This window comes from Stenotrophomonas sp. STEN046 (genome assembly GCF_056759755.1).
In genome coordinates this window covers 1-18,203 of sequence record NZ_JBRRDR010000018.1, presented here as the reverse complement: position 1 = coordinate 18,203, position 18,203 = coordinate 1, and the positions used below count along the sequence as shown (strand labels likewise).

Annotated in this window: 17 protein-coding genes and 1 tRNA gene; 8 read left to right on the top strand and 10 right to left on the bottom strand. The window is 67.4% G+C overall.

Features of this window, described 5'->3' with window-relative positions; genetic code table 11:
* Positions 1 to 25: 25 nt before the first annotated feature.
* From ACVOLJ_RS10505 to ACVOLJ_RS10485, 5 genes are all read right to left on the bottom strand, one after another.
* A complete protein-coding gene (locus ACVOLJ_RS10505; protein ID WP_025879147.1) occupies positions 26 to 985 on the bottom strand; it encodes a ribose-phosphate diphosphokinase in 960 nt (319 codons plus the stop codon).
* Between the two features lie 138 nt (positions 986 to 1,123).
* Positions 1,124 to 1,200, bottom strand: a tRNA-Gln gene (locus ACVOLJ_RS10500).
* 11 nt (positions 1,201 to 1,211) lie between these two features.
* Positions 1,212 to 2,081: a 4-(cytidine 5'-diphospho)-2-C-methyl-D-erythritol kinase gene (gene ispE, locus ACVOLJ_RS10495; protein ID WP_475281344.1), complete on the bottom strand. Its 870-nt coding sequence runs from the start codon at positions 2,079 to 2,081 to the stop codon at positions 1,212 to 1,214.
* The gene (lolB, locus tag ACVOLJ_RS10490; protein ID WP_475281343.1) at positions 2,078 to 2,737 is read right to left on the bottom strand and encodes a lipoprotein insertase outer membrane protein LolB; all 660 of its coding nucleotides are present in this window, start codon (positions 2,735 to 2,737) and stop codon (positions 2,078 to 2,080) included. The genes ispE and lolB overlap by 4 nt, the downstream gene beginning before the upstream one ends.
* Positions 2,734 to 4,419, bottom strand: coding sequence for a tetratricopeptide repeat protein (locus tag ACVOLJ_RS10485; RefSeq protein WP_475281342.1), 1,686 nt, complete (start codon positions 4,417 to 4,419; stop codon positions 2,734 to 2,736). Before ACVOLJ_RS10485 ends, lolB begins: the two co-directional genes overlap by 4 nt.
* Before the next feature lie 63 nt (positions 4,420 to 4,482).
* On the opposite strand from ACVOLJ_RS10485, the gene hemA reads away from it, so the two are divergent.
* From hemA to ppk2, 4 genes are all read left to right on the top strand, one after another.
* Positions 4,483 to 5,766: a glutamyl-tRNA reductase gene (gene hemA / locus ACVOLJ_RS10480; RefSeq protein ID WP_481564097.1), complete on the top strand. Its 1,284-nt coding sequence runs from the start codon at positions 4,483 to 4,485 to the stop codon at positions 5,764 to 5,766.
* Positions 5,744 to 6,826 (top strand): peptide chain release factor 1, encoded by a 1,083-nt coding sequence (gene prfA, locus ACVOLJ_RS10475; RefSeq protein ID WP_475281340.1) that lies wholly within the window; start codon positions 5,744 to 5,746, stop codon positions 6,824 to 6,826. Before hemA ends, prfA begins: the two co-directional genes overlap by 23 nt.
* Positions 6,827 to 6,830: 4 nt before the next feature.
* The gene (locus ACVOLJ_RS10470; RefSeq protein WP_481564096.1) at positions 6,831 to 8,543 is read left to right on the top strand and encodes an O-linked N-acetylglucosamine transferase, SPINDLY family protein; all 1,713 of its coding nucleotides are present in this window, start codon (positions 6,831 to 6,833) and stop codon (positions 8,541 to 8,543) included.
* 119 nt (positions 8,544 to 8,662) lie between these two features.
* A complete protein-coding gene (gene ppk2 / locus ACVOLJ_RS10465) occupies positions 8,663 to 9,445 on the top strand; it encodes a polyphosphate kinase 2 (RefSeq protein ID WP_481564095.1) in 783 nt (260 codons plus the stop codon).
* 701 nt (positions 9,446 to 10,146) lie between these two features.
* Here the strand turns inward: ppk2 and ACVOLJ_RS10460 are convergent.
* Positions 10,147 to 10,710, bottom strand: a complete 564-nt coding sequence (locus ACVOLJ_RS10460; protein WP_475281347.1) for a TlpA family protein disulfide reductase — start codon at positions 10,708 to 10,710, stop codon at positions 10,147 to 10,149.
* Positions 10,707 to 11,981 carry a YihY family inner membrane protein gene (locus ACVOLJ_RS10455; protein ID WP_475281348.1) on the bottom strand — a complete coding sequence of 425 codons (1,275 nt, stop codon included), beginning with the start codon at positions 11,979 to 11,981 and terminating at the stop codon, positions 10,707 to 10,709. The genes ACVOLJ_RS10460 and ACVOLJ_RS10455 overlap by 4 nt, the downstream gene beginning before the upstream one ends.
* A 77-nt stretch (positions 11,982 to 12,058) precedes the next feature.
* Here ACVOLJ_RS10455 and wrbA point away from each other — a divergent pair, with 77 nt between their 5' ends.
* From wrbA to ACVOLJ_RS10440, 3 genes are all read left to right on the top strand, one after another.
* On the top strand, positions 12,059 to 12,652 hold the full coding sequence (gene wrbA, locus ACVOLJ_RS10450) for an NAD(P)H:quinone oxidoreductase (protein ID WP_475281349.1): 594 nt from the start codon (positions 12,059 to 12,061) through the stop codon (positions 12,650 to 12,652).
* The gene (locus tag ACVOLJ_RS10445) at positions 12,649 to 12,984 is read left to right on the top strand and encodes a DUF2069 domain-containing protein (RefSeq protein ID WP_475281350.1); all 336 of its coding nucleotides are present in this window, start codon (positions 12,649 to 12,651) and stop codon (positions 12,982 to 12,984) included. The genes wrbA and ACVOLJ_RS10445 overlap by 4 nt, the downstream gene beginning before the upstream one ends.
* Before the next feature lie 78 nt (positions 12,985 to 13,062).
* Positions 13,063 to 13,548, top strand: a complete 486-nt coding sequence (locus ACVOLJ_RS10440) for an asparaginase domain-containing protein (protein WP_475281351.1) — start codon at positions 13,063 to 13,065, stop codon at positions 13,546 to 13,548.
* 127 nt (positions 13,549 to 13,675) lie between these two features.
* Here ACVOLJ_RS10440 and ACVOLJ_RS10435 read toward each other — a convergent pair whose 3' ends face one another.
* From ACVOLJ_RS10435 to sufT, 3 genes are all read right to left on the bottom strand, one after another.
* On the bottom strand, positions 13,676 to 15,415 hold the full coding sequence (locus ACVOLJ_RS10435; protein ID WP_475279147.1) for a S8 family peptidase: 1,740 nt from the start codon (positions 15,413 to 15,415) through the stop codon (positions 13,676 to 13,678).
* A gap of 413 nt (positions 15,416 to 15,828) precedes the next feature.
* The gene (locus tag ACVOLJ_RS10430) at positions 15,829 to 16,923 is read right to left on the bottom strand and encodes a branched-chain amino acid aminotransferase (protein WP_135272408.1); all 1,095 of its coding nucleotides are present in this window, start codon (positions 16,921 to 16,923) and stop codon (positions 15,829 to 15,831) included.
* 59 nt (positions 16,924 to 16,982) lie between these two features.
* Positions 16,983 to 17,534, bottom strand: coding sequence for a putative Fe-S cluster assembly protein SufT (gene sufT / locus ACVOLJ_RS10425; RefSeq protein ID WP_475279148.1), 552 nt, complete (start codon positions 17,532 to 17,534; stop codon positions 16,983 to 16,985).
* Positions 17,535 to 17,656: 122 nt separating this feature from the next.
* Here sufT and ACVOLJ_RS10420 point away from each other — a divergent pair, with 122 nt between their 5' ends.
* Positions 17,657 to 18,076, top strand: coding sequence for a hypothetical protein (locus tag ACVOLJ_RS10420; protein WP_475279149.1), 420 nt, complete (start codon positions 17,657 to 17,659; stop codon positions 18,074 to 18,076).
* Positions 18,077 to 18,203 lie beyond the last annotated feature (127 nt).

Genomic DNA, 18,203 nt, shown 5'->3' with positions numbered 1-18,203 from the left:
TGCCGTTGCCGGCGGGGACGAAAAATCAATCGACGTACAGCGAGCTGACCGACTCGCCGAAGGCGATGCGGCGCATCGTTTCGGCCAGCATTTCCGCCACGCTCAGCTGGCGGATCTTGCTGCACACCCGCGCGGCGTCCTTCAGCGGGATGGTGTCGGTCACCACCAGTTCGTCGAGCTGGGAATTGGTGATGTTGTCCACTGCCGGGCCCGACAGCACCGCGTGGGTGCAGTAGGCAGCGACCTTGAGCGCTCCGCGCGCCTTGAGGGCAGCAGCAGCGGCGCACAGGGTGCCGGCGGTGTCGACGATGTCATCGACCATGACGCAGGTCTTGCCTTCGACGTCACCGATGATGTTCATCACGGTGGAGACGTTGGCGCGCGGGCGGCGCTTGTCGATGATCGCCAGGTCGGCGTCATCCAGGCGCTTGGCCACCGCACGGGCGCGGACCACGCCACCCACGTCCGGCGAAACCACGATCAGGTTCTCGGTGCCGTAGGCGCGCCAGATGTCGGCCAGCAGCAGCGGAGACGCATACACGTTGTCCACCGGGATATCGAAGAAGCCCTGGATCTGGTCGGCGTGCAGGTCGACGGTCAGCACGCGATCAGCGCCGGCGGTGCTGAACATCTTCGCCGCCAGCTTGGCGGTGATCGGCACGCGCGAGGAACGCATGCGGCGATCCTGGCGCGAGTAACCGAAGTACGGCACCACGGCGGTCACGCTGGCCACCGATGCGCGCTTGAGCGCGTCGATCAGCACCAGCAGTTCCATCAGGTTCTCCGCGCTCGGCGCCGAGGTCGGCTGGATCACGAATACGTCCTGCTTGCGGACGTTCTCTTCGATTTCCACCTGCACTTCACCATCGGAGAAGTGCGAGACCAGCGCCTTGCCCGGGCGGACTCCCAGTTCCTTGCAGATGTTCTGCGCCAGACGTTTGTTGGCGTTGCCGGAAAAGACCAGCAGGTTCGGGGACTCTTGCATCATGATTGTCTCGGGCGGGGACGAGTGGCGGGGATCCGGTAGCGGCAAGGACCACTTCGGCCCCTGCTGCTGACAACACCGCGGCTGTTCCCACGTCCCGCGCAGATGATGCGCTGGAAGGCGCGGACGCAGCCGCATTGGCAGGGGCGGGAGGATTCGAACCTCCGAATGCCAGGATCAAAACCTGGTGCCTTGGGCCTCTTGGCGACGCCCCTGCATTGATGAATCAGTGTTGCTCGAGTGCATCCAGCAGTGGCGAACGTGCAACGCCCGCAGCCACCCTTGCCCGCAACTCCTTCGACAACTTCGCTCGTCCCTGCTCGGCGGCAGCCTGCGAATCGAACTCGACGAAACAACCACTTCCCGAACCGGTCAGACGTGCCCTGCCGATGCCGCTCAACGCAGCGAGCGCGGCCTCGACGGCAGGCTCACGGCGGCGCAGCACCGGTTCAAACACGTTCCCGACCAGCGAGCCGGAAGCGAAGTCGCCTATTTTCGCCTGTGGGCTGTCGCGCGTCAAATGCGGATCTGCAAAAAGCGCGGGGGTCGGTACATGAACGCCGGGTTCGACGATCACATACCAGGCCGGCGGGAGGGTGATCGGCCGCAGGCATTCCCCCACGCCCTCGGCCCAGGCATTGTGACCGCGCACGAAAACCGGCACGTCCGCGCCCAAGCGAAGCCCCAGTGCGGCCAGCGCATCTTCATCCAGACCTGTGCCCCACAGCCGGTTCAACACCACCAGCACGGTGGCTGCATCGGACGATCCACCGCCAAATCCGCCACCGGCAGGAATGTTTTTTTCGACGACGATGTCGACACCCTGACTGACGTTCGCTTCTTTTTTCAGCAGGACAGCGGCACGCACCGCGAGGTCGTCGGCCTCGGCAACACCGGCCAGGCCTTGCCCCTGTCGGCATACCCGACCGTCTTCACGCAGGCGCAGGCCGATCCGGTCACCCCAGTCCAGCAGGCGGAATACGGTCTGCAACTGGTGATAGCCATCGGCGCGGCGGCCGGTGATATGCAGGAACAGGTTCAGCTTGGCCGGGGCCGGCCACCAGGACCAGCCCCCAACCTCAACATCGGCGCTCATGGCGCGCCCTGCCCCCACTGATCGACCAGCAGGCGCACCTTGGCGTCACCGTTGACCGCTTCCACCCGTCGCGGGAGTGCCGGACGCCCTGCTTCAGCCGGATACCAGTCCAGATACTGGATCACCCAGCCCATCTGCTGGATACGCCGTGGCCGGCCGTCTGCGTCACGCTCGATCTTTTCCGGCCCGGCGCTGTCACCGGCGGTCAGGCCACGCACCCATTCGGGCAGCTGGTTGACCGGGATATCCCATCCCGTGGTCTGCAACAGCAGTGCCTGCGCGTCTTCGCCTTCACGCGGACCGCCGGCCAGACCTTCCAGGCGCCCGCCCTCGTGGTGGCTGTCGCCGGTCAGCTTCCAGCTCTGGCGGGTGACCGGCGCACTCAACTCCACCACATACCGTGGGCCTTCCTGCTTCCAGTCGATACGGCCGCTGCCGCCCTCCTTGCCTTTGCTGACGGCCACCCGGCCCTGGAAATTCCAGTCCGCTGCCGATCGCAACGCCGCCACGCGCGCGGCTTCGGCCGCGGTGGCTTCGGCCGAAACCGTGGTGACCACCTCTGGTGCCGGGGTCTTCTGGCGGCCAACGGTGGTACAGGCACTCATCGCCAGGGTCACGGCCACCAGCAACAACGGCCGGATCAGGGAAACACTCATGGATTGAATTTCTCGCGGGCGCGCTGCAGCGCGCGGTTTTCAGGATCAAGCCGGGCCGCCTCTTCAAAGAAGTGGCGGGCCTCGTCATGTTTGCCCAGCACCCACAGCACCTCACCCACGTGGGCTGCGATCTCCGGGTCCTTGGCCAGGGTCCAGGCGCGACGCAGCTGCACCAGCGCATCGGCGTTGCGCCCCAGGCGATACAACACCCAGCCATAGCTGTCGACGATGGCCGCGTTGTCCGGCTCGGCCACGCGCGCGCGGTCGATCAACTCAAGCGCCTCCTGGTAACGACCGGTGCGGTCGGCCAGGGTGTAGCCCAGCGCGTTCAGCGCCGGCACGTTCTCCGGTTCGGTCACCAGGATCTTGCGCAGGTCAGCCTCGGCGCGGGCGACGTCATCGCGGCGCTCCCACGCCAGTGCGCGCGCATACAGCAGCCCGTTCTCATCGGGATACGCCGCCAGGCCACGGGCCAGCGCGTCCAGTTCGCCGGGCAGGTCGTCGGCACGCTGGCGCAGTTCGGCCTCCAGCAGGTAGGCATCGCGTCGCACATCGTCATCCACGCCGGCGTCGGACTGGATCGCATGCACTTCCTGCAGCGCCAGCGACTGGCGCCCCGCCAACCCCTGGGCATTGGCCGCGCGCAGGCGCGCTTCACTCAGTTCATCGCCGCCGGGCACGCTGTGATACCAGTTCACCGCCTCCGGATACCGCTTGAGGTACTCGGCGATCTTGCCCAGCAGCAGCCGCTGCGCCGGGTCGGGCTTGGCCGCCTGGCGCGACAGCTCGTTGTACAGGCCTGACAGCGCGGCATTGTCGCCCTGCTTGGCCAGCAGCGAAGCACGCATGCCCCAGGTCTGCACGTTCTGCGGCCCAACCGCCAGCACACGCTCAGCTGCGGCCGGCTGGCCCAGGCTGTCATAGGCAATCGCCACCGCGTTGCGCAGGTCCGGATCCTGCCGGGTCCTGGGCTCCACCTCGCGCAGCAGCGACAGCGCCTGGTCGGTCTGCCCGGCCTGCTGCAGCTGGCTGGCACGCAACAGGGCCACACGTGGCTCCTCGGGGAAGCGCTTGACCACTTCGTCGATCATGCGCCGTGCCAGCTCGGGCTTTTCCATGCGCAGGGCCAGCCGTCCGAACTCCTGCCAGGCCTCGATCTTCTGCGGGATGGCATTGGCATCGACCAGCTCGCCCAGTACCTGCGCGGGTATGGCCGGGTCGCGGCCGCCACCGATCAGGGCACCCAGGGCGAATTTCCAGCCTTCGTCGCCAGGCTCCTGCAACAACGCCTGGAGTTCGCGGCGCGCGGTCTTCACATCGCCCTGGCGCATCGCCAGCGCACCGGCGGCGCTGCGCATCGACTGCGAGCGCGGCGCGCGCTGTTGCCACAGGGCCAGCCCCTTGGCGGCGGCGGAATCCTCGTTGGCCAGCATCGCGATGCGGGTCGCGCGTTCGGCCAGGCCCGCATCGCCGTCGGTCTGCTCGGCGGCCTGCAGGTACCAGCGCGCAGCGTCGGCCAGTTTGCCGGCCTGCAGGGCGAATTCGCCGGCCATCACCGGTTCCAGGGCCAGTTGTTCGGTCGCCACGGGCCTTGCCGGGGCCTTGATCGGCGCCGCCGACAGGGCCTGGGCACAGGCCAGGGACAGCAACAGAACACTGGGGATGCGAATCAATGCGGGCATCGTCGGCATCGGGGCCTTAAAATGTCGTCCAATGGCCAGCAGCTTATCGCAAGCAACTGAACAATGACCCTGTGGGTGCTCGGACTGAATCACCAGACCGCACCGGTGGAACTGCGCGAACGCGCAGCCTTCGCCGGTGACGCGTTACCGCGCGCGCTCGGTTCGCTGCGCGATACCCCGCAGATCGCCGAGGCCGTGCTGCTGTCCACCTGCAACCGCACCGAGCTGTATGCGGTGGCCGATTCGGCGCAGGCGCTGGACCAGTGGCTGCATGCCCAGGCCGGCGACCTGCAGGGCTATCTGTACCAGCACGCCGGTGCCGAGGCCGTGCGCCACCTGTTCCGGGTGGCCACCGGGCTGGATTCGATGGTGCTGGGCGAGCCGCAGATCCTGGGCCAGGTGAAGGATGCCTGGTCGACCGCGCGCGACCACGGCCTGCTGGGGCAACGCCTTGACCGGCTGTTCCAGCAGACCTTCTCGGTGGCCAAGCGCGCACGCACCGACACCCAGGTCGGCGCCAACCCGGTATCGGTGGCCTCGGCCGCCGTGCGCCTGGCGCAGAACGCGTTCGCGCGCCTGGATGATTCCACCGTGCTGCTGGTCGGTGCCGGCGAGACCATCGAGCTGGCTGCGCGGCACCTGAGCGAAGGCAAGGTGCGGCGCCTGCTGATCGCCAACCGCACCCTGGCCCATGCGCAGGAACTGGCCAGCCGCCATGGCGGCGTGGCCCTGCCGCTGACCGAACTGGAGCGCCACCTGGCCGAGGCCGACGTGGTGTTCTCGGCCACCGCCGCGCGCGAACCGGTGATCCGCCGCGCCGCCGTGGCCGATGCGCTGCGCACGCGCAGGCACAAGCCGATGCTGCTGTTCGATCTGGCCGTGCCGCGCGACATCGAAGCCGAGGTCGGCACGCTCAACGATGCGTTCCTGTACACCGTGGACGATCTCGAGCGCGCGGTGGAAGACAACCGCCGTGGCCGCCGCGAGGCTGCCGCCGAAGCCGAAGCGATCATCGACCTGCAGGTTTCGCGCTTCGTGGAAACCCTGCAGGCCAGTGCCCACCAGGCACCGTTGCGGCAGCTGCGTGCTTTCGGCGAGGCCACCCGTGCCGAACTGCTGGAACGCGCGCGGCAGCAGCTGGCCAACGGCAAGCCCACCGATGAAGTGCTGGAACTGCTTGCCCACGGATTGACCAATCGCCTGCTGCATCCGCCGACCGCCGCGCTGCGCGCGGCCGCACTCAGTGGCGATGCCGACCTGACCCGCGCCGCCGAGCGCCTGTTCCCGGCTGTGCCGGGTTACCGCCACCCACCTGTGAGAACCGATGACGCCGACCCTGCGCCGTAAGTTGGAAGCGCTGGCCGAGCGCCGCGAAGAACTGGAACGCCTGCTTGCCGAACCGGAGGTGGTCGCCAACAACGCGCGCTTCCGCGATCTTTCGCGTGAGTTTTCCCAGCTCGAACCGATCGCTGCCGCACTGGCCGATGAAGTGCGCGCCAAGGCCGACCTGGCCGCTGCCGAGAGCATGCGTGCGGACCCGGACCTGCGCGAGCTGGCCGACGAGGAAATCGACGCTGCACAGGCGCGCCTGCAGGAGCTGGAGCAGGAACTGGCGCTGCTGCTGGTGCCACGCGACCCGCGCGATGAAGGCAACCTGTTCCTGGAAGTGCGTGCCGGCACCGGCGGCGACGAAGCCGCGATCTTCGCCGGCGACCTGTTCCGCATGTACGCCCGCTACGCCGAGCGCCAGGGTTGGAAGGTCGAGATCGAATCTGACAGCCCCGGTGAACACGGCGGTTACAAGGAGGTGGTGGCGCGGGTGGTTGGCCGCGGCGCGTTCTCGCGCCTGAAGTTCGAATCGGGCACCCATCGCGTGCAGCGCGTGCCGGCGACCGAATCGCAGGGCCGCATCCATACCTCCGCGGCGACCGTCGCGATCATTCCCGAAGCCGACGAAGTCGATGAGATCGTCATCAACCCGGCTGACCTGAAGGTCGACACCTTCCGCTCTTCCGGCGCCGGCGGCCAGCACGTCAACAAGACCGAATCGGCAATCCGCATCACCCACGTACCCTCCGGCGTGGTGGTGGAATGCCAGACCGAACGCAGCCAGCACGCCAACCGCGACAAGGCGATGAAGCGCCTGAAGGCGCAGCTGCTGGATGCCGAGCGCCAGCGCCACGACGCCGCACAGGCCGAATCGCGGCGCCTGCAGGTCGGCAGCGGTGACCGCAGCCAGCGCATCCGCACCTACAACTTCCCGCAGGGCCGGATCACCGACCACCGCGTGGAAGGGCTGACCCTGTACGACCTGCCCAATGTGCTGGCCGGTGACCTGGATCCGTTGCTGCAGCGCCTGAGCCACGAACACCAGGTCGACGCGCTGGCCCAGCTCTCGGCGGGCTGAGCCGATGTCGGCCTGGCAGCAGCGGCAGCACCTGCAGCAGGCGATAGCCCGCCAGCCCGGCGACTTCGTTGCCTGGGTGATGCTGGCCGACCTGGAACTGGAAGCCGGCGATATCGCCGCGGGCGAACAGGCGGCGCGGCGCGCGCTGCAGCTGCGGCCGAACCATCCTGAAGCACTGGCCCGGCTCGGTCGCGTGGCCTGGATGGCCGGTGCGCATGCCGATGCGGCCACCTTGCTGCGGCAGGCGTCAGCGATGGTGCCTGAACATCCGGGCATTGCGCTGTGGCTGGGCCATGCGCTGGAAGATGCCAACGACGCCGAAGGTGCAGCGGCGGCCTATCGCCGCGCGCATGCGCTGCTGCCCGATGAACCTTACGTTGCCGCGCAGCGCCTTGCCTGGCAACGGCGCCTGTGCGACTGGCAGGACGTGGATGCGCTGGCCGCGCAGGTGCGCGGCGCGCTCGCCTCCGGCCAGGGTGTGGTCGAGCCCTTTGCATTCCTGAGTGAAGACGCCAGTGCGGCCGAACAGCTGACCTGCGCGCGTGCGCGCGCGGCCGCCGTCGCCGCATCGGTACGCGTGTTGCCGGCGACGCGGGTACGCGGGCGCGGACCACTGCGGATCGGTTTCCTGTCCAACGGTTTCGGTGCCCATCCCACCGGGCTGCTGACCGTTGCCCTGTTCGAGCAGTTGCGCACCGACCCGGCGCTGCAGCTGCATCTGTTCGCGCTCAATGGCGATGATGGCAGCCGCATCCGCCAGCGCCTGCAGGCCGCCACGCAGCTGCATGACGTGGCCGCACTGCGCCACGCCGATACGGCCGCGCGCATCCGCGCGCAGGGCATCGACCTGCTGTTCGATCTGCGCGGCTGGGGCGGCGGCGGCACGCCGGAAGTACTGGCGATGCGCCCTGCCCCGCTGCAGCTGAACTGGCTGGCCTACCCCGGCACGTCCGGCGCGCCATGGCTGGACGCGGTGATCGGCGACGACTTCGCACTGCCGCCGGCGCTGGAACCGCACTACAGCGAGCGCGTGCTGCGCCTGCCGCGTGCGTTCCAGCCCTCCGACAACACCCGTGTACTGGAACCGGCGCCGACCCGCGCAGGCTGCGGCCTGCCGGAACAGGGGGTGGTGTTCTGCTGCTTCAACAACAGTTACAAGCTCAACCCGCGCAGCATGGGCCGTGCCTTCGCGGTGCTGCAGGCGGTGCCCGGCAGCGTGCTGTGGCTGCTGTCCGGCCCCGGCCAGGCCGATGCACGGCTGCGTGCCGCCGCACAGTCTGCCGGCCTTGATCCGATGCGGCTGGTATTCATGGCCAAGCTGCCGCATCCACAGTACCTGGCACGGTACCGGCTGGCCGACCTGTTCCTGGACACCACCCCGTACAACGCCCATACCACCGCATCGGATGCGCTGTGGGCCGGCTGCCCGGTACTGACCTGCCCCGGCGAGGCCTTCGCCGCGCGCGTGGCCGGCAGCCTCAACCATCACCTGGGGCTGGCGCGGATGAACGTCGCCGATGATGCCGCGTTCATCGCCACCGCCACTGCGCTTGGCAACGATCCGGCGGCGTTGGCCGCACTGCGCTCCGAGCTGGCACGCGCGCGTGAACACAGCAGCCTGTTCGACATGGCCGGGTTTGCCGTTGACTTGTCTGCGTTGCTGCAGCAGCTGGCTGCCGAGCATGGCTGGCAGGGCGCAGCGGAGCCGACGGCGTAGCGTCGACCGCTGGTCGAGCATGGGGCGCAGCGCGGGGGGCAGTTTCCTGCCGATGCGAATCGACATCCGCTGGCACCCAGCTGCGCTACCCTCGGGGTTCCTTCAAGCGTGGTGCACCGATGGGCAAGCTCAAGCGCAAGGACTACGACGAACTGCTGCAGCCCCTGCAGCTGGAACTGACGGCGATGGCACGCTGGGTGCAGCACAGCGGGCAACGCCTGCTGGTGCTGTTCGAAGGACGCGACACCGCCGGCAAGGGCGGCGCGATCCAGGCCATCAGCCAGCACCTCAACCCGCGCCAGTGCCGGGTGGTGGCGTTACCGAAGCCTACCGACCGCGAAGCCACGCAATGGTATTTCCAGCGCTATGCGAACCACCTGCCCGCGGCCGGCGAGATCGTGCTGATGGACCGCAGCTGGTACAACCGCGCCGGCGTCGAGCGGGTGATGGGCTACTGCAGCGAAGCGGAATACCAGCAGTTCCTGCGCCAGGCGCCGGTGTTCGAACAGCTGCTGGTGGATGACGGCATCCTGCTGTTCAAGTACTGGTTGTGCGTGGACCAGGAGCAGCAGGAGAAGCGTTTCGCCGAGCGCCATGTCGACCCGTTGAAGGGCTGGAAGCTGTCGCCGGTGGATCTGAAATCGCGCAGCAAGTACAGCGCCTATACCGAAGCACGCGAGGCGATGCTGCGCGCCACCCATCGTGACGGCGCGCCGTGGACGCTGGTGGATTTCAACGACCAGCGGCTGGGCCGCTTGACGCTGGTACGCAATCTGCTGGACCGCCTGCCGGATACACGGGTGGATGCACCGCTGCCCGAGTTGCCGAAGCTGAAGGGCAAGCTGCATCGCGAGCACTACGATGTACTGAAGCCGATCGAGGATTTCCTGGTCGAGGAATAGGGTGGTTCTCGGCAGGGCTGCGCCCTGCACCTGCCGAAGCCAGAGCAACAGCAACGGCAACGGCAACAGCGGGTATTCCGTGGGATGGCGGGGCGGTGTCGGAGTGCGGGGACGCCGCAAGTACGTCCCTGTAGGCTTGGCAGCCGCTTGCTCGTGTGCGCGTTCCTGCGCACACGGCAAGACCGGGGTTGGGCGTCCTGCCCAACCCGCCCGCGGCCTGCCTCGGGCCCATGCGGCTGACACCCCGCACTCCGACACCGCCCCACCTCTGACAGATTCCGATGGCTGTTGGTAGGTGTCGACCTTGGTCGACACGGTAGATCCACGCCATGCGTGGATGCTTTTCGTTTCCCATTCGAAACATTCGATTCCGATGGAGATTCATCCACGCATGGCGTGGATCTACTGCAGATCGCGGAAAACTGTCGAAGGCGGGGTGGGTCCGGTTGAAGGGGTGTGAGCGGCATGGATGCCGCGACCAAGCCCCCATGGGTGAGGGCGCTTTGCTTGCGAAGCACTGCTTCGCAAGCGCCCGAACGCACAGCCGCCAGCGGCTGGGCCGGACCGCGGAGCGGAGTTTACGGCGTCCCCTTCAACCGGACCCACCCCGCCTACCCACAGGAAACCCGCTTTTGACGTTGACGTTGACGTTGACGTTGCATTGAGCAGGTGCAGGGCCGCAGGCCCTGCCGACCAACCCACTACTTGGCAGCAGCGATCTGCTTTTCGATGTCGGCGGCAGTCACCGGCCCGAGGAAGCTGTGCGCCAGCTTGCCCTGCGGATCGATCAGATGGGTCATCGGCAGCCCGCGCGGCGTGGCGAAGTCGGCCGGCGGATCGAACGGATCCACGATCACGATCGGGTAAGTCACCGGATGCTTGACCAGGAACGTCTGCATTTCCTTCGCCTCGATATCCTCGTAGGCCAGCCCGACCACTTCGATGTTGCTGCGCATCGCATGCAGCGCCGACAGTTCCGGCATTTCCTTGCGGCAGGGGGCACACCAGGTCGCCCAGAAATTCACCACCACCCACTTGCCACGATGCGCGGCCAGGTCGTAGTCGCTGCCATCGACCGCCTTCATCTTCAGCGTCGGGAACTCAGCGGTCACGCGCTCGGCAGGCGTCTCCTCGACCGGCGCCGGCACGGTCGGCGTCGGCGCCTGCGCCGGTGGCTGGCTGCTGGCCGGGGTGGGTTCCTGCGCGGGTTTGCAGGCGGCCAGCACCAGCAGCACGGCCAGCAGCAACGGGGTCTTGCGGATCATGGGGCATCTCCGGATTCGGGATAGATATCGCTGACGCGACGCTTGAGGCGTTCACGCATCGGCAGGCGCAACTCGTCCAGTGCTGCAAGCGCAGCGCGGCCAAGGCTGTCGTCGCGGTACGGCAGGTGCTGCTCGGCCACCGGAATACGCAGCTGGGTGCATTCGTACAGATCGCCCAGGCTGACCTGGTCCAGGTCGCGGGCCAGCAGCCACTCGCCACGTTCGTCGCGGCGCAGCAGGCCGATGCCCTCCAGATTGCAGGCCAGGTCCTGCAGCAGCGAATCGGTCAGCATCGGTTCCAGCCGCAGGATCTCGTCATCGGCCAGTCCCTTGCCCTTGGCGCGGGCCTGCTGGAAGCGGCCGAGCAGCCGCAGCAGGCCGTAGAACTCGTAGCCCTGCGGCAGGCGCAGTTCCACCGGCTGATAGCGGAAGGCCGCCATCGACGAAGCCAGCGACGCGCCCAGCAGCACCGCCACCCAGCACAGGTAGATCCACAGCAGCAGGATCGGCACGAAGGCCACCGTGCCATACAGCTTCTGGTAGGACTGGAAGCTGCCCAGATAGGCACCGATGCCCCACTTCACCAGTTCCAGGATCACCGCCGCGAGGATCGCACCCGGGATCGCATGCCGCCACTTCACCGTGTGGTGTGGCACCACCCGGAACATCAGGGTGATGCACACGAATTCGATCAGGATCGGCGCCAGCCGCAACGCAAGATCGGCCAACCAACGCCCTTCCTGGGTGCCGAACAGCGGCATGGCAAAGACCCGCGCCGACACCGCCAGCGATGCAGCGGCGAGCATCGCGCCCAGGGTGAGCACGGTCCAGTACACCAGGAAGCGGGTCAGCCGAGGTCGGCTGCTGCCCACCCGCCAGATCTGGTTGAAGGTCTCTTCGACACTGTTGAGCGTGATCAGCAGCGAGATGACCAGCGCGATGAAACCGGCGGCCGTCAGCTGCCCCGCACTGGCCGAGAACTGCCGCAGATAGCCTTCAGCGGCACGGGCGGCATTGGGCACGAAATTGGAGAAGACGTAGTCGCTGAGCTGATCGCTCCAGCGATCGAAGACAGGGAAGGCCGAGAGCACGCCAAATACAACGATTGCCAACGGCACCAGCGCGAACACCGTGGTGTAGGCCAGGGCAGCGGCGGCCTGGAACAGGCGGTCGTCGAGGAAGCGGCGCCACAGGAAGCGGCCGAAGCTGGCGGCGCGTGCGCGATCCCGCGCGCGCTCCATCCACAAATTGAGCGTATCCAAAGGTTCCATCGGCGCAAGGGTACCCGATGCGGAATCGATGCAGGATAGCCATACTGGTGTCCACACGATGAGGAGAGCTGGGCGCGATGGGCGAAATCCTGGTGCTGTACTACAGCCGCGGCGGTTCGGTGGCACGGCTGGCGCGCCAGATCGCGCGGGGCATCGGCGAGGTGCCGGGCATGTCCGCGCGGCTGCGCACGGTGCCGCCGGTCGCCGCCGTCACCCAGACCGCGCAGCCGCCGGTGCCCGATGACGGCGCCCCCTACGTGAGCGTGCAGGATCTCGTCGAGTGCCAGGGCCTGCTGCTGGGCAGCCCTACCCGCTTCGGCAACATGGCCGCACCGGTCAAGCATTTCCTGGATGGTCTGGGTGCCGAATGGGTGAATGGCACGCTGGCGGGCAAGCCGGCTGGCGTGTTCACTTCCACTGCCTCGATGCATGGCGGCCAGGAGTCGACCCTGCTGTCGATGCAGGTACCCCTGCTGCACCACGGCTGCGTGATCGTCGGCATCCCGTTCACCGAACCGGCACTCAGCCATACCACCAGCGGCGGCACCCCCTATGGCGCCAGCCACGTGGCCGGCGCCGCCGACGACCCGCAGCCGACCGACGACGAAGCGGTGCTGGCACGTGCACTGGGCCGGCGGGTGGCCGACATCGCCCAGCGGCTGGCCCGATGAGCGCCGCGCCGCGCACGGTGCTGCTGCTGGCGCTGATGGCACTGGCGGCGCTGTACGCGGGCTGGTTCATCAATGACAAGCACTGGCTGGCCACCCAGCTGGTGTTCACCGCGCCGCCACTGGCGCTGGCCATCGCGCTGCGACTGGGCTGGCGCAAGGCCGGCTTCTGGTCGGCCGTGCTGGCCCTGGGCTGGTTCAGCCACGGCGTAATGAGTGCCTGGAGCCACCCCGAAACACGCTGGCTGGCGCTGCTCGAAATCGTGCTGGCGCTGCTGGTCATCTTCTCGGCCAGCCTGCCCGGCCTGCGCGCCCGATTCGGGCGCAGGCGCTGACGCTGCGCCCGGCGGGCCGTATCATCTGCATTCCCGGCCCCGCGCCGCTGTACCGCCCTGGTTTCGCGCATGCACATGATGGAAGAACTCCTGGTCGTCACCACCGGTGGCACGATCGACAAGATCTACTTCGACGACAAGTCGGATTACCAGATCGGCGACCCGCAGATCGGCATGATCCTGCGCGAGCTGGGGGTGACCTTTCGTTTCAACGTGATTCCGATCCTGCGCAAGGATTCGCTGCACATCAACGATGACGACCGCGAGCTGATCCGGGCGACCATCGCCGCGCAGCCGACCCGCCACGTGCTGGTGACCCACGGCACCGATTCGATGGTGCAGACCGGCAAGGTGCTGGCCACCATCCCCGACAAGACCATCGTGATGACCGGTGCGCTGAGCCCGGCACGTTTCCGGGGTTCGGATGCGGAGTTCAACATCGGCTGTGCGATCGGTGCGGTGCAGTCGCTGCCGACCGGTGTGTTCATTGCAATGAACGGCCGCATCTTCGATCCGCAGCATGTGCGCAAGAACGTGGCGGCAAACCGCTTCGAGTCGGTCTGAGAAACAGCAGCCGAGCGCAGCACCAAGGTCCGCAGCCGGAACAAGGCGTACCGACCAAGGTCGGCACCTACCTGAAACAGAACGCCCCGGCCGGAGCCGGGGCGTGCCCATGGAGAGGGACTTGGGCTCAGTACTGGGCGTTGACGGTTACGCCCGAGAAGGTGCTGTAGGCCTTCACCCGTACGTGCCAGACGCCGGCCGCCGGGCTGTTGACGGTGCAGGTCTCGGCGTTGCCGCTCAGGTACGGGCGGCAGGTGTACACGGTGTCGGTCGGTGCGCTGCCCTGGCGCAGGTACAGGTCCGCATCGCCGCTGCCGCCGCTGATCGCCACGCGCAGCTGGCTGCTGCCGGCCGGCACGTTGACGGTGTAGCTCAGCGACGCGCCACTGGCCGCGCCCAGGCCGGTCACCGGCACATTGTTCTGCAGCACGGTGCCACCCGGGTTGGGCGTGGTGCCGTTGATCGCTGCAGCCACCGCCGCATCGGCATCGATGATGCCTGCACCACACCCACCCGAGCAGGCGCCAGGCAGCGGCCGTGCGGTGCTCTTGATGATGCTTTCCACCTGCGCCGGGCTGAGCGGGCTCGGTGCCACCGACTGCATCAACGCGACCACACCGGCCACATGCGGCGCCGCCATCGAGGTGCCGTTGTAGGAGGCATAGCTGGCGCTGCCCGGGGTGGTGGTGCCGGTGTTGAGGGTGGACAGGATGCCCTGGCCCGGCGCGGAGATATCGATGCCGGTGCCGTAGTTGGAGAAGCTGGCACGCGCACCGGCCGAGGTGGTGGCCGCCACTGCCACCACGTTGGCGCAGTTGGCCGGCACCGACGAGGACACATTGGTGTTGCTGTTGCCGGCCGCCACCACCACCGTGGTGCCACGGCCGACCGCACCGTTGATCGCGTTCTGGTAGGTGGTCGAGCAGCTGCCACCACCGCCCAGCGACATGTTGATGACCTCGGCCGGATTGGCATTGGCCGGTACGCCGCTGACGGTGCCACCGGAGGCCCAGACGATCGCGTCGGCAATGTCGGAGGTGTAGCCGCCGCACTTGCCGAGCACGCGCACCGGCACGACCTTGGCATTGAACGCAGTACCGGCCACGCCGGTGCTGTTGTTGGTCACCGCCGCAACGGTGCCGGCCACATGGGTGCCGTGCCAGCTGGAGTTGGAGGCCGGATAGCCGGCGCCGCACTCGTTGGCACCGTACCAGTCGCCTTCATCGTTCGGGTTGTTGTCACGGCCGCCACCATCGCGCGCCATTGCCGCGTCGCTGATGAAATCGTAGCCGGGCAGAATGTTGGCGTTGAGATCGGGATGGTTGGTGATGCCGGTGTCGATCACCGCCACGACCACGCCGGTGCCGGTGGCCTTGTCCCACGCCGGGCGCACGTTGATCGAGGCATTGGAGGTGCCAAAGCCCCACTGCTCGCTGAAACGGGTGTCGTTGGGAGTCAACGTCGCACGCATGATCTGGTCGACTTCGACGTATTCCACGTTCGGGTCGGCAGCAAGCTTGCGCATCAGCAACTCCGCTTCTGCCGGGTCCAGCGCCCGATCGGTCCTGACCAGGGTCGGGCCGACGGCGAGCTTGCGGACCTCCTGCAGGCCCAGCGCGCGGCCCTGGCTGCTGGCAAGGCCGGCAGCGGCGGTCTTCAGCGAAGAGGCCAGCGCGGTGGTGTTGGCCACCGGCGCACTGCCGTCGCGGAATTTCACGATGAAGCGCTGGTGGGTCGGCGCGGACTGCAGACCACTGAGCTGGACATCACCGGCCAGCGCAGGCGTGGCCAGCAGCAGCGATGACAGGACAGACGCACCAAGGACCACCCACACACGACGCACACGCGTTTGCGTAACCTGGGACATCGGATTTCCCTTCTAATGGTAGGAATGCCGGAATCGGCAGAAGCACCGGCCTGAACCGTTGGCTGGCTTGCAATGGCGAGGTTCGGGTCCGGCGAGTCAGCGGATTCCCCTGTCGATCCGCCGTGCTTGTGACGCTAGTGGCTGAAACCGGACACCACAAGATTTTCAGCGTCTTTTCAGCAAGATGAAATGTTGGATCTGAGACTTTCCGGGTCGAAGGTTTGTGAAGGTGAAGGAACTTTCGCGTCACCTGCACGGACCTGACTGCGTTTTGTCTTGTCCCTGGATGTCTTTGCTGACATCGGCGCCTGTGTCGCCGGGCATGGCCCCAGAACGCAGAAAGCCCGTCACAAGGACGGGCTTTCAGGAACAGCGCCGGGCATAGCCCGGCGCTACCGGTTCAACGCGGGCGATCAGCCCAGCTTGACCAGCCAGTTGTGACGGTCCGGCAGGCGGCCGTACTGGATGTCGGTCAGCTCCTTGCGCAGCGACATGGTCACTTCGCCGGCCGGTGCGTTGATGTCGCCCACCGAGAAGCCCTCGCCCTTGAGCTGGCCGATCGGGGTGACCACCGCGGCGGTGCCGCAGGCGAACACTTCGGCGATCTCGCCCGAGGTCACGCCCTGCTTCCACTCGTCGATGGTGACCTTGCGCTCTTCGACCTTCATGCCACGGTCGCGTGCCAGCTGCAGGATGCTCTCGCGGGTGATGCCCTCAAGGATGCTGCCCGACAGCTGCGGGGTGACCAGGGTGCCGTCCTTGTAGACCAGGAACACATTCATGCCACCCAGTTCTTCCAGGTACTTGCCCTCAACCGGATCCAGGAACAGCACCTGCGAGCAGCCCTGCGCCTGCGCCTTCTGCTGCGGCAGCAGCGAGGCGGCGTAGTTGCCACCACACTTGGCCGCGCCGGTGCCGCCCTTGGCTGCACGCGCATACTCGGTGGACAGCCAGATCGACACCGGGGCCACGCCCTTGGCGAAGTACGGGCCGGCCGGGCTGGCGATCACGTAGTAACCGGCCTTGTGCGCGCCGCGCACGCCGAGGAAGGCTTCGTCGCCGATCATGAACGGACGGAAGTACAGGCTCGACTCATCGGCCGACGGCACCCAGGCGCTGTCGACGGCGATCATCTGCTTGAGCGATTCGACGAAAATCTCCACCGGCAGTTCCGGCAGCGCCAGGCGCTGCGCCGAACGCTGCAGGCGACGGCCGTTGGCATCGGGGCGGAAGGTCCAGATCGAGCCGTCGGCATGGCGGTAGGCCTTGATGCCTTCGAAGATTTCCTGGCCGTAATGCAGCACCGCGGCGGCCGGGTCCAGCTGCAGCGGGCCGTAGGCACGCACGTTGGCGTTGTGCCAGCCGGTGTCCTTGTCCCAGCGCACTTCCACCATGTGGTCGGTGAAGTGCAGGCCGAAGCCCGGCTTCTCCAGGATCTGGGCGCGCTCTTCAGCGCTGCGCGGGTGGTCCGAACGGGTGACGGCGAAGCTGGGAATGGACTGGGACACCGGAGATTTCCTGTTCTGGTTGCGGGTAATGCCGGGCCCGCGTCGCTGCGGGCCGTGGGTCAAAGCATGCCGGTTTCGAGCCGGGCGGCCTCGGACATCATGTGCTGGTTCCATGGCGGATCGAACACCAGCTCGACGTCGGCCTCGGCCACCGTCGGGATCATTTCAAGCTTGCTGCGCACGTCATCGACAAGGATGTCGCCCATGCCGCAGGCAGGCGCGGTCAGGGTCATCTTCACATCGATCTCGCGCTGGCCCGCGTCCAGGTGCTTGATCTCCACCTCGTAGACCAGGCCCAGTTCGACGATGTTGACCGGGATCTCCGGATCGAAGCAGGTGCGCAGCTGCTGCCACACCAGCTGTTCGACCTGCTCGTCGCTGGCATCGTCGGGCAGCTCCAGCGGTGCCGGCGCCTCCTTGCCGATGGCATCGCCATCCTTGCCGGCGATCCGGAACAGGTTGCCCTCGACGAACACCGAATAGCTGCCGCCCAGCGCCTGGGTGATGTACCCATAGCTGCCTGCCGGCAAGGTCACGGTATCGCCCTGCGGGACCATCACGGCCTCGCAATCGCGTTCGAAGTGGACAGGTTCGCTGCTACGGGAATACATGGGGACCGATATGGGGCCGTGGCCGCAGCCACGCAAGACGGCATTCTAGCCCAGCGGCCCGGGCCCCGCCGGTGCACTGCGGCAAACCACAGTATCCTGTGGACGACCTTCAGGAAGCTTCGATGTCCTCCAATGCCGCACCTGCCAGGACCGTAACCTGGCTCTGGCCCATCATGTTGTTGCTGGCGCTGGCCACCGCCCCTCTCGCCTGGATGCTGATCGCGCTGTTCACCGGCCGCCCTGCGGGCTGGATGGCGGTGCTGACCGCGCTGGAACTGGTGTTCATGCTGCGTCTGGGCACGCTGGGGCCCGGCAGGCTGCGTATCGCGCTGGTCGTGCTGGGCACGCTGCTGGTGACGGCAGTCTCGAACTGGGCCATCGCCAGCGCCTGGATGGGCGGTTCGATGGGATTGAACCCCTGGGACGCTTCGCTGCGCATGGGCCCGCACCTGGCCTGGACGCTGATCACCCTGGCCAATGGCGTGGTGGAATGGCTGTGGCTGGCGGTGGGCGTGGTCGTGGGCGCCTGGCTGGCGCGCTGATCGGGTAGAGCCGCGGGGGGGGGGGGCCGCCCGCCCCACACGCCGCCCACGAGAGACCCCCCCCCCCCCCCCCCCCCGCCCCCCGCCCCCCCCCCCCCAACACAGCCCCCCCCCCCACCCGCCCACC